Origin of the sequence: Nocardia grenadensis NBRC 108939 (genome assembly GCF_001613445.1) — a bacterium.
GTDB classification, from domain to species: domain Bacteria; phylum Actinomycetota; class Actinomycetes; order Mycobacteriales; family Mycobacteriaceae; genus Nocardia; species Nocardia grenadensis.
The window spans coordinates 179412-195313 of sequence record NZ_BDCJ01000013.1; the positions used below are offsets into that span (position 1 = coordinate 179412).

Consider the following 15902-nt stretch of genomic DNA (forward strand, 5'->3'; position numbering starts at 1 on the left):
GACCGGCTGTTCACCCGGTGGTCACCAGCGGGTGGTGAGCGCCCCCAGGGCCCCGAGCGCCACCGCGGCGGCCGTGGAGGTGCGCAGCACGGTGGGCCCGAGCCGGACCACCTCGGCTCCCGCCGCGGCCAGTGCGGTCAGCTCGGCATCGTCGAGGCCCCCCTCGGGGCCGACGATCAGAGTGACCGCCGCCGCGGTGCGCCACGGCAGCTCGGTGAACGCGCCCGCGCCCGATTCGTGCAGGGCCGCCACCACCGCGCCCTGGGTCTGCGCCGCGCGGACGGCGTCCACCACCTCCGGTGTCCGGTGCAGGGCGGTGACCTCGGGGATATAGGCGCGGCGCGACTGCCGGGCCGCGGCCTTCGCCGCCGACCGCCATTTGGCGACGCCCTTGTCCGCTTTGCCCTCCCAGTTCGAGACACAGCGCGCGGCCTGCCACGGTACGACCACATCCGCACCGGCCTCGGTCATCAGCTCGACGGCCAGCTCGGAACGCTCGGATTTCGGCAGCGCCTGGACCACAGTGACCGCCGGCGACGCCGGCTCGGCGCGGCGACGATCCCGGACCAGCAGTTCGAGCCGGTTCTTCTGCGCGGCGACGACTTCCGAATCGGCCAGTACACCGCGCCCGTCGGAGAGCGTGAGGGGTTCGCCGGGCCGGATCCGGCGCACGGTGGCCGCGTGCCGGCCTTCGGCGCCGTCGAGTACCGCGACAGCGCCCGGTTCCGGGATCTCGTCCAGGTAGAAGACCGTCGCGGCCATCGGGTCAGCGTCCGCTGAACGACGCGCGCAACCGGGCGAACAGGCCGCTGTTGTGCTCGGACTGCGCCGACATCACCTCAGCCTTGTCCTTGGCCCGCAAACCCTTGTACTTGCGCAGCAGATCGGTCTGCTTGCTGTCCAACTTGGTCGGCACAACGATATCCAGGTGCGCCATCAGGTCACCGCGGGAGCTGGACCGCAGCCGGGGCATACCGTGCCCGCGCAGCACCGAGATCTCCCCGGGCTGGGTACCGGGGCCGATGGTCAGTTCGGTGGGACCGTCCATGATGGTGTCGATCACCACCGTGGTGCCCAGGGCCGCGTCCACCATCGGGACCCGGACGGTGCAGTGAAGATCGTCACCGTCGCGAACGAACACGTCGTGCGGCTGTTCCACGATCTCCACGTAGAGGTCGCCGGCGTGCCCGCCACCGGGACCGACCTCGCCCTGCGCGGCCAGGCGCACCCGCATACCGTTGGCCACCCCGGCCGGGATCGGGGCGGCGATCTCCCGCCGCGCCCGCACCCGGCCGTCGCCGCCGCATTTGTGGCAGGGATCCGGGATGGTCTCGCCGGCACCGCGGCAGGTCGGACAGGGGCGCGAGGTCAGTACCTGACCGAGGAACGATCGCTGTACCGACTGCACCTCACCGGCACCGCCGCAAGTCTCACAGCGCACCGGGCTGGAATTGCCGTTGGTGCCCGCGCCCTGGCACAGGTCGCACAGGATCGCGGTATCGACGGTCAGATGTTTGGTGACCCCTACCGCGCATTCGGCGAGGCTCAGCCGGGTCCGCACCAGCGAATCCGCGCCCGGCTGCACCCGGCCACGCGGTTTGCGGGAGCCGGCACCACCGCCGCCGCTCATCCCACCGAAGAATGCCTCGAACACATCGCCCAGGCCGCCGAAACCGGCACCGCTGAAGCCGCCGGCGCCGCCACCGGCATCCAGCGGGTCACCGCCCATATCGACGATGCGGCGTTTCTCCGGATCCGACAGCACCTCGTACGCCGCGGAGACCTCCTTGAACCGGGTCTGCGCCGCTTCGTCCGGGTTCACATCGGGATGCAGTTCGCGAGCCAGCTTGCGATACGCGCGTTTGAGCTCTTGGTCGGAGGCGTCCCTGCCTACACCGAGCAATCCGTAGTAGTCCCGTGCCACTTGAGTTCTCTTAGTCCTTGGTCGCTGTCCACGGCTCCGGCTTCCCACGGCCGGCCGCGTGGCTCCTGATGGATTTGAGCCGCCCGCCCGTGAGCTTAGTCGGGTCGACTCAACTTTATCTCGGCGGAGAACACGAGCCTAACAGCGTGCCACGCAAGCCCCCTTCCGCGGCGGGCAGGCCGCGCTCCCGGCAGCCGAAATCCACCGGCCGCGCCCGGTGCGCAAGCACCCCGCTGCCGCATCTTACGAGGCCCTCAACGGGTCGAGGCCCGTCCCGCCCTGGCCGAAGGTGCTCGATGGTCGCCCGCTCTGGACGGCCCACCGCATATCGCATGCGGCGAAGCCGCGAGTCGCGAGGCCTTAACGACGGGACCTTCGGGGGTCTCGCCCCCGCGCCGCCGAAGGCGCCGCAAATAAGCACCGACCTACCGCTCCGCGAGAACCTCACCGATGTAGCGGGCGACCGCCGCGACCGAGGCGATGGTGCCCGGGTAGTCCATCCGGGTCGGGCCCAGGACTCCCATACCGCCGAGGACCGCGCCCGCGGCACCGTAGCCGGTGGTGACGACGGAGGTGCCGCGCATTTCCTCGACCTGCGTCTCCTCGCCGATCCGCACCGTCACCATGCCCGGCTGCTGGGCGGCGGCCAGGAGTTTCAGGACCACGACCTGCTCTTCGAGCGCTTCCAGCACGGTGCGCAGGGAGCCGTGGAGACCGAAGTCGCCGGCATTGCGGGTGAGGTTGGCGGTCCCGCCCAGGACGAGGCGTTCCTCGGGATGTTCGACCAGGGTCTCGACCAGAACGGTCGAAACCTTGATCAGCACGTCACGAAGTTTGGGCGGCGCCTGCTCGGGCAGTTCGGCGACGGCGGCGGAGGCGGCGGCGAGACGTTTTCCGTCCATGGCCGCGCCCAGCATGCCGCGCAGCGCGGCGAGGTCCTCGTCGTCGACGAGGGAGCCGAGTTCGACGATGCGCTGGTCGACGCGGCCGGTATCGGTGATCACCACCAGCAGCAAGCGCGCGGGATTGAGGGCCACCACCTCGAGATGGCGCACGGTGGACGCGGACACCGTGGGGTACTGGACGACCGCGACCTGGCGGGTCAGCTGTGCGAGCAGGCGTACGCCGCGGCGCAGGACATCGTCGAGATCGACCCCCGATTCGAGGAACTGCATGATCGCCTTGCGTTCGGCCGCCGACAGCGGTTTGACCTCGGCGATCCGGTCCACGAACTGGCGGTAGCCCTTATCGGTGGGTATGCGGCCGGAACTCGTATGGGGCTGGGTGATGTAACCCTCGGCTTCCAGGACCGCCATATCATTGCGCACGGTCGCGCTGGAGACACCCAGATTGTGTCGTTCGACCAGGGTTTTCGAACCGATGGGCTCCTTTGTGGAGACGTAGTCGGCGACGATCGCCCGCAGGACCTCGAAGCGCCGATCCTCGGTGCTCGACATCGACCCCACCTCCTAGCTCCGCTGCGCGTCGAGGTGGTCGCCCGGCGCACCGCTACCTGTGAACCCGGCTCACATACCGCTGGGTTCGTCACCCAGTGTAATTGCGCCCGACCTCTTGACCCGGTGTGCGTCACAGCATGCCGGTCGGCGTCGGGTTCACGCGGCCGCCACAGCTTTCCTCGAGATGACAAACCGGCCGGTGCGGCGCAGAATCCGGCCAGCCCGAGTACTTCAGAGAGGGGCACGGCCGTTATGTGGTCTGTCGCAGATATCCCCGACCAGCGCGGTCGCCGCGTCCTGGTCACCGGCGCGACGTCGGGGCTGGGCCGGTACGCGGCCCTGCTACTGGCCCGCGCCGGTGCGGCCGTGACGCTGGCCGGACGCGATGAACAGCGCCTCGCCGCCACGGCCGCGGAATTCGCCGCGGACAACGATGTCCGGAACGCGTCGGGCACGGTGGAGACACTGATGGTGGACCTGTCCACACTGGATTCCGTGCGGCGGGCCGGCGACGAATTCCGTGGCAGGCACCGGCGGTTGGATGTGCTGCTGAATACCGCGGGTATGCAGTCGTTCCGGTACGCGCGCAGCGCCGACGGTATCGAGCAGCACCTGGCCACCAACTATGTCGGTACCTTCGCCCTCACCGGGGCGCTGCTGCCGGTGCTCGCCGCGACGCCCGGCGCCCGGGTGACGACGGTGACCTCGATGGTCTACAAGTGGGGCGATCCCGGCGACCTCGCCGCCTGGTTCGATGCCGCGCCGGTGCCGGGCGCCGACAACGCCCCCTCGCAGCGGCTCCGGCACCGGTTCGCCTATTCCAAACTGGCGTACTCGAATTCGAAGCTGGCCGTCGTGCTGTTCGCCGTGGAACTCGACCGGCGGTTGCGGGAGGCGGGGTTGCCGGCGTCCGCCACGGTGGCACATCCGGGCACCACATTCACCGGCCTGCTCCGCGAATGGCCCGCTCCGGCAGCACGCCTCTATCTGGGCACGGCCCGATTGGCTCGCGCCGCGCATCCGATAGAGCAGGGTGTGCTGCCGCTACTGCGCGCTGCGACGGCTCCGGAAACCGACAGCTCGATAATCCACGCGCCCGGCGGCCCGATTCGGGAGCAGGCCGGTCCGCCCGCCACATTCCCGTTCGCCGGGAACATCGCCGAGGCGATCGCCGAGGGCGCGGCGGAGCGGTTGTGGGAGGTCACCGAGGACCGGATCGGGTACGCCGTACCGGTCCCGAGGTCTCCCGGCCGGTGACCACGTGGCCGGCGATCAGCCGACCAGATCCCGGACGACACCGTCGGCCAGCAGCCGCCCGCGATCGGTGAGGACCAGCCGCCCACCGGAGATCGTGACGAGTCCGTCGGCGGCGAGGCGCCGGGCCGTGGCGTTTCCGTCCGCGTCGAGATCGGCCAGTGGTAGCCCGCTGCGCAGGCGCAGGGCGAGCATGACGCGCTCGAGGTAGCGGTCGGCGGCGGTGAGGTGCTCCCAGTCGGCGGCGGGCAGGCCGCCGTGGGCGACGCGGTCGGCATAGCGCGCCGGATGCTTCACGTTCCACCAGCGCACGCCGCCGAGGTGGCTGTGCGCGCCCGGGCCGGCGCCGAGCCAGTCGCCGCCGTCCCAGTAACCGAGGTTGTGGCGGCAGCGCGCGGCGTCGCCGGCCGCCCAGTTCGAGACCTCGTACCAGGTGAGTCCGGCGGCTTCGAGTCGCGCGTCGATCCGCTCGTAGCGGGCAGCCAGCACGTCTTCGTCGGGTGCGGGCAGTTCGCCGCGACGCACCCGGCGGGCCAGCGCGGTCCCGTCTTCGACGATGAGCGAATACGCCGACACGTGATCGACGCCGGCGTCCAGCACCGCGTCCAGGCTGGCGTCCAGGTCGCTGTCGCGTTCACCCGGGGTGCCGTAGATGAGGTCGAGGTTCACATGGTCGAATCCGGCCGCTCGCGCCTCCCGGGCGGCGGCGACGGCCCGGCCGGGGGTGTGGGTGCGGTCCAGTACGGCCAGCACATGCGGAGCCGCCGATTGCATCCCGAGCGAGATCCGGGTGAACCCGGCCGCCCGGATCGTGTCGAAGAACGCCGGTGAAGTCGATTCCGGATTCGATTCGGTGGTGATCTCGGCATCCGGAGCGAGGTCGAACTCCGCCCGGATCGCGTCGAGCACGGCCGCGAGTCCGTCGCCATTGAGGAGCGAGGGGGTGCCACCGCCCACGAAGACCGTCGCCACCGGCGGCGTCGCGGTGGGAAGTACGGCGAATTCCCGGGCGGCGGTCGCCAGTTCCCCGCGCAGCGCCTCCGACCAGGACTGCGTGGACGCCGAAGTGCCCAGTTCGCCGGCGGTGTAGGTGTTGAAGTCGCAGTATCCACAGCGGGTCGCGCAGAACGGTACGTGGACGTAGATCCCGAACGGACCGCCGCCGAAATCACGCAGCACCGGAGTGGCGGCGTCGGTGTGCGAGGCGGTGGTGGCGGCGGGACTCACTCCTCCAGTGTGACCGGGCGTGGATCAGTCCTCGACGATCGGGGTGTTCTGGTTCGCGGTGAGCAGCCAGCGGCCGTCCTCCTTGGCCATGACGTACATGGGGGTGCCTTCGCTGTCGAGTTCGCCGGCGATGGTGAAGTAGCGCTGCCGGACCTTCACCGCGGCCACGTCGGGCCGCAGGAACAGGATGTGTTCGACTTCATAGGTGGCGTGGCCGTGCGTGGTCGCCCCGGGCAGGACCCGGGCGGTGAACTCGGCGACGGCCGCCCGCCCGTAGAGGCGTCGGCCGTGGCCGGTGGTCCAGATCGCGTCGTCGCGAAAGAGCCGGATGAAGCCCTCGACGTCCTCGTCGCGCTGGGCGCGCGCCACGGCCGCGACCACGGCGTGGAGGGCGGCGATCTCGGAATCGGTATCGGCGGGAGTGTGACCGGTGTGCACGGTGTCGATCGTCATGACCGAAGCCTGCAACCTCGAGTGGACTCGAGGTCAACTCCGCCGAGCCCACCCGGCACATCCCCGGATACCCCCACCACAGATAATATGACGACCGTCACAAATAGGCGCGGGGAACCAGGGGATTTCCCGTCTATTCGCGGAAAATACTGGTAGGGCCGTCGAAACGCGGACTCCGACATGGCACAATGAAGGGTATGCGCGCATCGGGAGTCCGGCTTGTGGCACGTCGCCACGTCGACTACAAGCGCGTCTGTAGCGCTTGTTGTCGGCCCGGCTTCGCCCGGTAGCTCAGCGCCCTCCCGGATTTCCGGCCCCCGTATTCAAGATTTCGGTCCGCTGACACCGCGGACGCGAGGCCGTTTCCTCGCGCCCTCAGCACGCCTATGCACCACCACACAGGAGCCACCTCATGACGTCGAGCGCCGACGCCGATCCCACCGCGAAGCCCGAGGCCGCCGCCCAGCGGCCCACGCGCGCCCGTACCGGCAAACCGGTGCGCCGCCGCGCCGAGGGCCAGTGGGCGCTCGGTTATCGCGAACCGCTCAATCCGAACGAGCAGTCCAAGAAGGACGACAACCCGCTCAACGTCCGCACCCGGATCGAGAACATCTACTCGAAGAACGGTTTCGACAGTATCGACAAGGGGGATCTGCGCGGCCGTTTCCGCTGGTGGGGTCTCTACACCCAGCGCGAAGAAGGTTACGACGGCACCTGGACCGGCGACGAGAACATCGACCTGCTCGAGGCGAAGTACTTCATGATGCGGGTGCGCTGCGACGGTGGCGCGCTGAATGTCGCGCAACTGCGCACGCTCGGTGGTATCTCCACCGAGTTCGCCCGCGATACCGCCGACCTGTCCGACCGCGAGAACGTCCAGTACCACTGGATCGAGATCGAGAACGTGCCCGAGATCTGGAAGCGGCTCGAGGGTGTCGGCCTGCAGACCACCGAGGCCTGCGGCGACTGCCCGCGCGTGGTGCTCGGTTCCCCGCTGGCCGGGGAATCCTTCGACGAGATCCTCGACCCCACGCCCGCGATCGACGAGATCGTGCGCCGCTACATCGGCAAGAAGGAATACTCCAACCTGCCGCGCAAGTTCAAGACCGCCATCTCCGGTCAGCAGGACGTGGTGCACGAGATCAACGACGTCGCGTTCATCGGTGTCGAGCATCCCGAGTACGGGCCCGGCCTGGACCTGTGGGTCGGTGGCGGACTGTCCACCAACCCGATGCTGGCCCAGCGGGTCGGCGCCTGGGTGCCGCTGGACGAGGTACCCGAGGTATGGGAAGGGGTCGTCTCCCTCTTCCGTGACTACGGGTACCGCCGGCTGCGCACCAAAGCGCGGCTGAAGTTCCTGATCAAGGACTGGGGTATCGAGAAGTTCCGCCAGGTACTCGAGGACGAGTACCTGAAGCGCAAGCTCATCGACGGCCCGGCGCCGGAACGGCCCAGCCGCCCCATCGACCATGTCGGCGTGCAGCGGCTGCGCAACGGGCTCAACGCGGTCGGCTTCTCCCCCATCGCGGGCCGGGTCTCCGGCAGCGTCCTCACCGCGGTCGCCGACGCGGTCGAGCGCGCCGGGTCGGACCGGATCCGGTTCACGCCGTACCAGAAGATCATCGTGCTCGATATCGCCGACGACAAGGTCGAGCAGCTCATCGCCGAGCTGCAACCGCTGGGCTTGCAGGCGCGTCCCTCGGCCTGGCGGCGCAATCTGCTGGCCTGCAGCGGGATCGAGTTCTGCAAACTATCCTTCGTCGAGACACGCAAACGCTCCCAGGTGCTGGCGCCGGAGCTGGAGCAGCGGCTGGCCGATATCAACGCCGAACTCGATGTGCCGATCACCATCAATATCAACGGCTGCCCGAACTCCTGCGGCCGGTCGCAGATCGCCGATATCGGTTTCAAGGGCCAGCTGGTCGACGACGGCGCGGGGAATCAGGTGGAGGGCTTCCAGGTTCACCTGGGTGGCAGCCTCGGCCTGGACAGTGCCTTCGGCCGCAAACTGCGCCAGCACAAGGTGACCAGCGCCGAACTCGGTGACTACATCGAGCGCGTGGTCCGCAATTTCGTCAAACACCGCGAAGGCGGGGAACGGTTCGCGCAGTGGGCCGTCCGCGCCGAGGAAGCCGATCTGCGATGAAACCCGCGAGCGTCGTGACGGGAGAACCCACTGTGACCACCGAGCAGAAACCGCTGCCCACCAAACTGAGCGCCGATGAACTCCGGGCGCTGGCCGAGCGCGGCGCCGCCGCACTCGGCCCGGATGCCACGGCCGACGAGCTGCTGCGCTGGACCGACGAGAACTTCGGCAGCGGCTATATCGTCGCCTCGAATATGCAGGACGGGGTGCTGGTGCAGCTGGCCGCCCAGGTCCGGCCCAGCGTGGACGTCCTCTTCCTGGACACCGGTTACCACTTCGCCGAGACCATCGGCACCCGCGACGCCGTGGAAGCGGTGTACGGGGTGAACGTGGTCAACGCCCGCCCCGAGCAGACGGTCGCCGAGCAGGATGCGCTGCTCGGTAAGGATCTGTTCGCCCGCGACGCCAACGAATGCTGCCGGCTGCGCAAAGTGGTGCCGCTGCGCAATTCGCTGGCGCCCTACAACGCGTGGGTCACGGGCATCCGCCGGGTGGAGGCGCCCACCCGGGCAGGCGCCCCGCTCATCTCCTTCGACGAAGGCTTCGGGCTGGTGAAGATCAACCCGATCGCGGCCTGGTCCGACGAGGAGATGCAGGCGTACATCGAAAAGCATTCGATTCTCGTCAATCCCCTGGTGGAGGAGGGATATCCGTCCATCGGCTGCGCTCCGTGCACGCGGAAGCCGGAGCCGGGTTCCGATCCGCGAAGCGGCCGCTGGGCCGGCCTCGCCAAGACTGAATGCGGGTTACACGCCTCATGACCGAAGCCATCACCACCGAACGCTCCGTCGGCCTCTCGGATTTCGACACCCTGGCCGCGCTGGAATCGGAAGCCATCCATATCTTCCGCGAGGTCGCGGGTGAATTCGAACGCCCGGTGATCCTGTTCTCCGGCGGTAAGGACTCCACCGTTCTGCTGCATCTGGCGTTGAAGGCCTTCTGGCCGGCGCCGCTGCCGTTCGCGCTGCTGCACGTGGACACCGGGCACAACCTGCCCGAGGTGCTCGAGTTCCGCGACCATGTGGTCGAGAAGTACGGTCTGCGCCTGCACGTGGCGAGCGTGGAGGACTATCTCGCCGACGGCCGGCTCACCGAGCGCCCCGACGGTATCCGCAACCCGCTACAGACCGTGCCGCTACTCGACGCCATCACCGAGAACCGTTTCGACGCGGTCTTCGGCGGCGGCCGCCGCGACGAGGAACGGTCCCGCGCCAAGGAGCGGATCTTCTCGCTGCGCAACGCCTTCGGCCAATGGGATCCCAAGCGCCAGCGGCCCGAGCTGTGGAACCTGTACAACGGCCGGCACGCGCCGGGCGAGCACGTCCGGGTGTTCCCGCTGTCGAACTGGACCGAACTCGATATCTGGCGCTATATCGCCCGCGAGAACGTGGAACTGGCCACCATCTACTACGCGCACCAGCGACCGGTGTACCAGCGCGACGGTATGTGGATGACCCCCGGTGTCTGGGGTGGCCCGCGGGACGGCGAAATGCTCGACACCCGTTCGGTGCGGTACCGCACCGTCGGCGACGGTTCCACCACCGGGGCCATCCTGTCCGACGCCGCCGACAACGAGGCCATCCTGGCCGAGGTCGCCGCCTCCCGGCTGACCGAACGCGGCGCGACCCGTGGCGACGACCGCGTCTCCGAAGCCGCCATGGAAGACCGCAAACGAGAGGGTTACTTCTGATATGTCCGACCTATTGAGGCTGGCCACCGCCGGTTCTGTCGACGACGGCAAGTCCACCCTGGTCGGACGCCTGCTCTACGACACCAAATCCGTACTCGCCGACCAGATCGACGCGGTGACCCGGGCATCGGTGGACAAGGGTCTGTCCACTCCCGACCTGTCGCTGCTGGTGGACGGTCTGCGGGCCGAACGTGAGCAGGGCATCACCATCGACGTCGCCTACCGGTACTTCGCGACCCCGCGGCGGTCGTTCGTGCTGGCCGACACCCCCGGGCATGTGCAGTACACCCGCAACACGGTGTCCGGGGCGTCGACCGCCCAGCTGGTGATCCTGCTGGTGGACGCACGTAAGGGCGTGATCGAGCAGACCCGGCGGCACGCGGCGGTGCTGGCGCTGCTGGGTGTGCCCAAGCTGGTGCTGGCGGTGAACAAGATCGACCTCATCGGTGGGGACGAGCCCAGCGAACAGGGCCGGCAGGCCGCGGCCGCCAAGGTCTTCGCGGAGATCTCGGCGGAATTCTCGCATCTCACCCGGACGCTGGGCTGGTCGGACGAGGATGTGCTGGAGATCCCGGTCTCGGCGCTGCACGGCGACAATATCGCCACCCGCTCGGACAAGACCCCGTACTACAGCGGCCCCTCGCTGATCGAGCATCTCGAATCGGTGCCGGTGGACGCGGACAACTCCGGCGAACACGCGGTGGGGCTGCGTTTCCCCGTGCAGTACGTGATCCGGCCGCGTACCCCGGAATACCCGGACTACCGCGGTTACGCGGGCCGGATCGCGGCAGGTTCGGTGGCTCCCGGCGACGAGGTTGTGGTACTGCCCTCCGGTATCCGCACGACCGTCGAACGGATCGACACCCCAGACGGGGAACTGGCCGTCGCGCAGGCCGGCCGCAGTGTGACGCTGGTGCTGACCGACGAGGTCGATATCTCGCGCGGTGACACCATCGCCTCGCCCGGCGACGCGCCGGAACCCGTCGACACCTTCGACGCCACCGTGTGCTGGCTCGGGGACAAACCGCTGCGTCCCGGCGCCCGGCTGCTGCTCAAGCACGGCACCCGCACCACGCAGGCGATCGTAGGCGCGCTCACCGAACGTTTCGACGAGCAGCGGCTGGCCGCCGAACCGAACCCGGAAACGCTGTCGCTCAACGATATCGGCCGGATCTCGGTACGGGTCGCGGAGGCGATCGCGGCCGACGACTACCGGACCAACCGACACACCGGCAGTTTCCTGCTCATCGACCCGGCGGGCGGGAACACGCTGGCGGCGGGGCTGGTCGGGGATGCGCTCACCGCGGTCGAGGTCGGAACCGAGGCCTGATGTCGGGCGGTCCCACGCTGGTAGCGGTGGCACACGGCAGCCGGGATCCCCGGTCCGCCGCCACCGTGACCGCGCTCCTGGACCGGGTGCGGGCCGCGCGTCCCGGGACTCCGGCCCACCTCGCCTTCCTCGATCTGAACGCTCCCCCGGTCGGACAGGTGCTGGACTCGGTCGCGGCCACGGGTGAAACCGCCGCGGTGGTCGTCCCACTACTGCTGGGCAGCGCCTTCCACGCCCGCGTCGACCTGCCCGCGCTGATGGCCGGTGCCGCCGCCCGCAACCCGCGGTTGCGGCTCACCCAAGCCGACGTGTTCGGCGCCGACCCGCGCCTGATCGGGGTGTTGCGGGAGCGGGTGCGGGCGGTACGCGACCGGCACGGCTGGGAGGAACCACCCGCGCGGCTCGGTATCGCCCTGGCCGCCGTCGGCTCGTCCGCGGCGGCGGCGAACCGCCGGACCGCTGGACTGGCCCGCCGATTCGCGGCCCGGACCGGCCATCCCACCGAAATATGCTTCGCCACCGCGGAGCCCACACTCGCGCAGGCGACAGCACGACTCCGGGCCCGGGGCGCCGACCGCGTGCTCGTCGCTCCGTGGTTCCTGGCGCCCGGCCGGCTCACCGACCGGCTACGCGGCCAGGATCCGCTGCTACCGCATGCCGAGGTTCTCGGTCCGGACCCGGTGCTCGCCGAGATCGTCTGGGACCGCTACGACGCCGCGCTCGCTCGCGCACTGCCGCTGTCCGCCTGAGGGCACCCGCCTACCGCTCCGGCCCGGCACACCGCCGCCGAGAGCGCCGCCGGCGGCCGCCACGCTCACTGCGGACGAAGCGAATCCGTCACCGTCACCGACCGGGTCGGCCACCACCTGCCGAGGCACACGACCGCTTCCGTCCGAGACGGCGTACCGCCGAAACCTGTGTCACATCGGGGCCAGGCCCGAGTGCGGATTCAGAACCAGCGCTCCAGCACCGCGGCCACACCGTCGGCCGCGACATCGTCGGTGACCTCGTCCACCAGGCCGTGCAGTTCGACCGGCGCGTTCGCCATCGCCACCGAATGCCCGGCCCAGGCGAACATCTCGCGGTCGTTGAAACCGTCACCGATGGCCAGGGTGGCCGGACGCGGGATATCGAGCAGGCGGCGCAGATGTTCCAGCGCCCACCCTTTGGATATCCCGTGCCGGGAAATGGTGAGCCAAGGGCCGAATTCGCCGTAGACCCAGCTGACCTCCGGTATTGCCAGCCCCTCCAGCAGCCGGTGCATTTCCTCCGGTGCGCCCCCGGGCCACCAGCAGTTGAGGCGCGGCGTGGGTTCGCTGCCCAGGGTGCGGTCGTCGACCACCACGTAGTCGCCGCCGGCATAGTACTCACCGGGGCTCATTCCGGTGGCCCAGAATCCCTCACCTACCCGTTCGGCGGTGAAGATCATGTCCGGGAACAGCCTGCGCAGCGCGGTGACCGCGGGCGCGGGGTCGAAATGGTGCACCGACACCGGGAGGGCCTGCTCGATATCGATGTGGACGGCGCCGTTGGAACAGATGGCGTGCCCCTGGACGAGGCCGAGTTCGTCGAGCACCGGGCGGGTCGAGATCACCGTCCGTCCGGTGCTCACCACGACGTGCGTGCCGGAGCCGACCGCTGCGCGCACGGCGGCGGCCACCCGGGCGCTCACCCGGGCGCCGGTTTGCAGCAGTGTCCCGTCCACATCGAGCGCGATCAGCCGCGGTGGGCCCCCGTCAGTGTCCACCTGATCGATTGTGCCGTGCCCGGACATCGGCCGGCACCGGGTTTTCCGGAACGGCCCGGCCGGTCGGTCGTGTCCCGGCGTTTCAGCGGTGCGATCCGCCCCGCGAGGACCCACCGCGGGAGTTTCCGCCGCGGGCGGACCCACCGTCGCCGCCCGAGGAGTTCGACCCCTTGGACTTCGACCCGCCGCTGGGCGAACCACCGGCGGAATCCGAACCGGCGGAAGCCGAACCTCCGCCGCCCCATCCCGAATGCCCGCCGAAACCGTGCGAGCCGGCGAACCCGCCGGACTCATCGGACCCACCGGAGGCGGAGGAATCGGACCCTCCGGAGTGACCGGGGGAGGTTCCGCCGCGATCGGCACCGGCCCCGGCGCCCCCACCGTCCGTGCCGCCGAAGCCGCCCGGGGACCCCGAACCGTATCCACCGTCACCGCTGGCACCCGAGCCCGCCCCGGGACCACCGCCGCTGTCGTCACCGGCCCCGGCGCCGCCCGGACCGTACCCACCGCCGGCGCCCGGACCGTACCCGCCGCCGGCGCCGAGGCCACCGCCGCTGTTGTCACCCGAACCGTAGCCACCCGGAACGGGCCGGCCACCACCCGGCAGACCCTCGGGCCGGCTGCCACCGGCGGAGTCGTCTCCGGAGCCCGGTATCTCGATACCGGGCGACCACCCGCCGGCGCCGCCGGATTCGTCCCCACCGTCGGCCGGACCGCCGCTATCCTCGTCGTCCACCGCCGGTGGATCGCTCGGTTCGGGAGCCGTCGGTCCGTCGTCACCGGGCGCGGGCCGATCCGGGCCGGCTCCGAGGCGCGGTGGGATCAGAACACCACCGTGGCCCGCGGGCGGATGGCCGAATCGCGCGGGATCGTCGTGCCGCGACCGGGTTCCGGGGTGTTCGTCCTCCCGGGTGTGGTGTGTGCCGGCCCCGGCGTCCGCGGGCGCTTCGGGAGCCGGCCCGGCCGGAGCGGGTGCGCGGCCGGGCATCGGTGGCCCGAACGGTCGGGTCAGCGCGGCCGGCGTGATCACCGCGGGAGCGCGCAGCGGTGCGTAGGACACCGTCCAGCCGGTGTCCGACCGTTCCACCCGGGCCTCACCGTGGATCTCGAACTGCACCGCCCCCGGGCTCTGCAGCGGAACCCGGTCCTGGTCGAAATGTTCGGTATCCGCCGGACCGCTACCGAGGATGGTGGCCGCGGACATGGCGACCGCCGAGAAGAGGGCGGCGCCGGAGAAGATCGGTGGATGTTTCATTCCGCGCGAGGCCGCCGGTGCCACACTCTCCGCGGCCATCGCCGCGGCGCCGAGTGCGACGCACTGCCCGGAATCGGCGGCAACGGTCACCGGCAGACCCAGTTCGGCCAGGGTTTCGGCCACCTGCGGGGGTCGCGCGGCGCCGCCGACCACCAGTACCCGATCGATATCGGAGAGCGCGACACCGGCCGATCGCACCGCGGACCGGACCACCTCGAGGGAATCCCGCACGTGTTCACGCCGCAGTCCCTCCGGGTTCACGAAGGACATGAGCGATACGGCTCCGGTATCGGGTTCGGCCGGGCCGATGGCCCGATCGCCGGCACAGCGCGCGATCATCGCGCCCAGGGGCCGGGCGCCGAATTCGTAGGAGCGGACCGCATTTCCGACCACCGGGTGATCGGGCCAGTCCGGCCCGGTCCGCACCACGGCGACATCGAGGCTGTTTCCGCCCAGGTCGTAGACGAGCACGAATCCGGTGTCCAACGGCCCGTGTTCGGTATCGAGCCAGTGCGCTGCGGCCACCGGTTCCGGAACCAGCTCGACGTGACCGACCCCGGCGAGATCCAGGCTCTGCCGCAGCAGACCGAGTTGTTTGCGGGTGTATCCGGCCGGGTGGGTGGCAACCACTCCGGCCGCCGGTCCGGCGGCCACCAGCCCCTGGACCACCGAGGCGAAGATGGTGGCCGGTGACCAGATCCGCCCGTCCACGTACACCGATTCCGGATTCCGGCCCAAATCGGCGAATTCGTTGACCGCCGTGGAGAACCGGGTGATCCCCCCGAGTCTCGCGGTGCCCCCGCTGTCGAATCCGACAGCGGTTCGTCGGGTGCGGACCACCGGCCGCGCGTCCTGTCCCCCGACCCACGCCGACACCACGTTCACCGTACCGATGCTGATACCCAGCCCAGAAGTCATCTGCCATCCCGTCAACGCACCGTGACCACGTCCTCGAAAGAGCCATGGGCGCGGTCGTCTTCCAAACAGCGACCACAGGTTAGCTGGAACTCCGGCCGAACACCGAATAATCGAGAAGTAAATCCGAAGTTACAGAGAAGCTTTCCCGCCGCGAGGCAGGGGCACCGACCGGGCGGAGTAGCGTCCGCAGCCCGAAAAGTTGCTTCTGATCAGCTCATATATGGGGCTATAGCGAGGTTTTCGATGTTCGTCCGACCCGCCGGATTCGTAAACCCCGGTGACACCGCGTTGACCGAAGACCGGCCCTACTCGCCGGTAACGGATCGGTAGCCGTACCCGAGTAAGCATTGTCCTGCCGGAATGCCCTCGGCGCCGATACTCTTCGGTCAGCGCACCACACGCCGGGCCATGGATGCCTTCAGACTCCGAATTCGTTGTGCCGGAAATTGTTTCGAGCCCTCCGAACCTGCGGATACGAGAACGTCGGAGTCCGGCGGCACC

14 protein-coding genes are annotated in these 15902 nt (G+C 69.6%); 7 read left to right on the plus strand and 7 right to left on the minus strand.

All coding sequences use genetic code 11. From position 1 onward, the window contains the following. Nucleotides 1–21: 21 nt before the first annotated feature. The 3 genes from NGR01S_RS16875 to hrcA all read right to left on the minus strand — a co-directional run bounded on the left by NGR01S_RS16875 (nucleotide 22) and on the right by hrcA (nucleotide 3381). The gene (locus NGR01S_RS16875; RefSeq protein WP_063037843.1) at nucleotides 22–762 is read right to left on the minus strand and encodes a 16S rRNA (uracil(1498)-N(3))-methyltransferase; all 741 of its coding nucleotides are present in this window, start codon (nucleotides 760–762) and stop codon (nucleotides 22–24) included. 4 nt (nucleotides 763–766) lie between these two features. Continuing rightward, nucleotides 767–1924, minus strand: coding sequence for a molecular chaperone DnaJ (gene dnaJ / locus NGR01S_RS16880; protein ID WP_063037845.1), 1158 nt, complete (start codon nucleotides 1922–1924; stop codon nucleotides 767–769). Between the two features lie 425 nt (nucleotides 1925–2349). Beyond that, complete coding sequence (gene hrcA, locus NGR01S_RS16885; RefSeq protein WP_063037847.1) at nucleotides 2350–3381, minus strand: heat-inducible transcriptional repressor HrcA; 1032 nt, start codon at nucleotides 3379–3381, stop codon at nucleotides 2350–2352. Between the two features lie 252 nt (nucleotides 3382–3633). Here hrcA and NGR01S_RS16890 point away from each other — a divergent pair, with 252 nt between their 5' ends. Next, nucleotides 3634–4638: an SDR family NAD(P)-dependent oxidoreductase gene (locus NGR01S_RS16890; RefSeq protein WP_063037849.1), complete on the plus strand. Its 1005-nt coding sequence runs from the start codon at nucleotides 3634–3636 to the stop codon at nucleotides 4636–4638. 15 nt (nucleotides 4639–4653) lie between these two features. Here the strand turns inward: NGR01S_RS16890 and hemW are convergent, their stop codons facing one another. Both hemW and NGR01S_RS16900 read right to left on the minus strand, forming a co-directional pair. Then, on the minus strand, nucleotides 4654–5862 hold the full coding sequence (gene hemW, locus NGR01S_RS16895) for a radical SAM family heme chaperone HemW (protein WP_084481204.1): 1209 nt from the start codon (nucleotides 5860–5862) through the stop codon (nucleotides 4654–4656). Nucleotides 5863–5886: 24 nt separating this feature from the next. Beyond that, nucleotides 5887–6315 carry an SgcJ/EcaC family oxidoreductase gene (locus NGR01S_RS16900; protein ID WP_063037851.1) on the minus strand — a complete coding sequence of 143 codons (429 nt, stop codon included), beginning with the start codon at nucleotides 6313–6315 and terminating at the stop codon, nucleotides 5887–5889. A 197-nt stretch (nucleotides 6316–6512) separates the two neighbouring features. Here NGR01S_RS16900 and NGR01S_RS33210 point away from each other — a divergent pair, with 197 nt between their 5' ends. The 6 genes from NGR01S_RS33210 (at nucleotide 6513) to NGR01S_RS16925 (ending at nucleotide 12230) form a co-directional block, all read left to right on the plus strand. Then, the gene (locus NGR01S_RS33210; protein ID WP_373861427.1) at nucleotides 6513–6605 is read left to right on the plus strand and encodes an Ms4527A family Cys-rich leader peptide; all 93 of its coding nucleotides are present in this window, start codon (nucleotides 6513–6515) and stop codon (nucleotides 6603–6605) included. Between the two features lie 122 nt (nucleotides 6606–6727). Beyond that, complete coding sequence (locus NGR01S_RS16905; RefSeq protein ID WP_063037853.1) at nucleotides 6728–8461, plus strand: nitrite/sulfite reductase; 1734 nt, start codon at nucleotides 6728–6730, stop codon at nucleotides 8459–8461. Next, a complete protein-coding gene (locus tag NGR01S_RS16910) occupies nucleotides 8458–9222 on the plus strand; it encodes a phosphoadenylyl-sulfate reductase (RefSeq protein ID WP_084481207.1) in 765 nt (254 codons plus the stop codon). The genes NGR01S_RS16905 and NGR01S_RS16910 overlap by 4 nt, the downstream gene beginning before the upstream one ends. After that, entirely contained in the window at nucleotides 9219–10151 is a 933-nt protein-coding gene (gene cysD, locus NGR01S_RS16915) for a sulfate adenylyltransferase subunit CysD (protein ID WP_063037856.1), read from the plus strand. Before NGR01S_RS16910 ends, cysD begins: the two co-directional genes overlap by 4 nt. Nucleotide 10152: 1 nt before the next feature. Then, the gene (locus NGR01S_RS16920; RefSeq protein ID WP_063037858.1) at nucleotides 10153–11481 is read left to right on the plus strand and encodes a sulfate adenylyltransferase subunit 1; all 1329 of its coding nucleotides are present in this window, start codon (nucleotides 10153–10155) and stop codon (nucleotides 11479–11481) included. Continuing rightward, entirely contained in the window at nucleotides 11481–12230 is a 750-nt protein-coding gene (locus NGR01S_RS16925) for a sirohydrochlorin chelatase (RefSeq protein ID WP_063037860.1), read from the plus strand. Before NGR01S_RS16920 ends, NGR01S_RS16925 begins: the two co-directional genes overlap by 1 nt. A 200-nt stretch (nucleotides 12231–12430) precedes the next feature. Here the strand turns inward: NGR01S_RS16925 and NGR01S_RS16930 are convergent, their stop codons facing one another. Beyond that, entirely contained in the window at nucleotides 12431–13228 is a 798-nt protein-coding gene (locus NGR01S_RS16930; RefSeq protein ID WP_063038001.1) for an HAD family hydrolase, read from the minus strand. Nucleotides 13229–13310: 82 nt separating this feature from the next. Beyond that, a complete protein-coding gene (locus tag NGR01S_RS32835; RefSeq protein WP_063037864.1) occupies nucleotides 13311–15401 on the minus strand; it encodes an Hsp70 family protein in 2091 nt (696 codons plus the stop codon). Between the last annotated feature and the right edge of the window lie 501 nt (nucleotides 15402–15902).

Coding starts and splice junctions, on each gene's coding strand:
- NGR01S_RS16875 (WP_063037843.1), bottom strand. CDS start 762: ATGGCCGCGACGGTCTTCTACCTGGACGAGATCCCGGAACCGGGCGCT.
- hrcA (WP_063037847.1), bottom strand. CDS start 3,381: ATGTCGAGCACCGAGGATCGGCGCTTCGAGGTCCTGCGGGCGATCGTC.
- NGR01S_RS16890 (WP_063037849.1), top strand. CDS start 3,634: ATGTGGTCTGTCGCAGATATCCCCGACCAGCGCGGTCGCCGCGTCCTG.
- NGR01S_RS16900 (WP_063037851.1), bottom strand. CDS start 6,315: ATGACGATCGACACCGTGCACACCGGTCACACTCCCGCCGATACCGAT.
- NGR01S_RS33210 (WP_373861427.1), top strand. CDS start 6,513: ATGCGCGCATCGGGAGTCCGGCTTGTGGCACGTCGCCACGTCGACTAC.
- NGR01S_RS16905 (WP_063037853.1), top strand. CDS start 6,728: ATGACGTCGAGCGCCGACGCCGATCCCACCGCGAAGCCCGAGGCCGCC.
- NGR01S_RS16910 (WP_084481207.1), top strand. CDS start 8,458: ATGAAACCCGCGAGCGTCGTGACGGGAGAACCCACTGTGACCACCGAG.
- cysD (WP_063037856.1), top strand. CDS start 9,219: ATGACCGAAGCCATCACCACCGAACGCTCCGTCGGCCTCTCGGATTTC.
- NGR01S_RS16920 (WP_063037858.1), top strand. CDS start 10,153: ATGTCCGACCTATTGAGGCTGGCCACCGCCGGTTCTGTCGACGACGGC.
- NGR01S_RS16925 (WP_063037860.1), top strand. CDS start 11,481: ATGTCGGGCGGTCCCACGCTGGTAGCGGTGGCACACGGCAGCCGGGAT.
- NGR01S_RS32835 (WP_063037864.1), bottom strand. CDS start 15,401: ATGACTTCTGGGCTGGGTATCAGCATCGGTACGGTGAACGTGGTGTCG.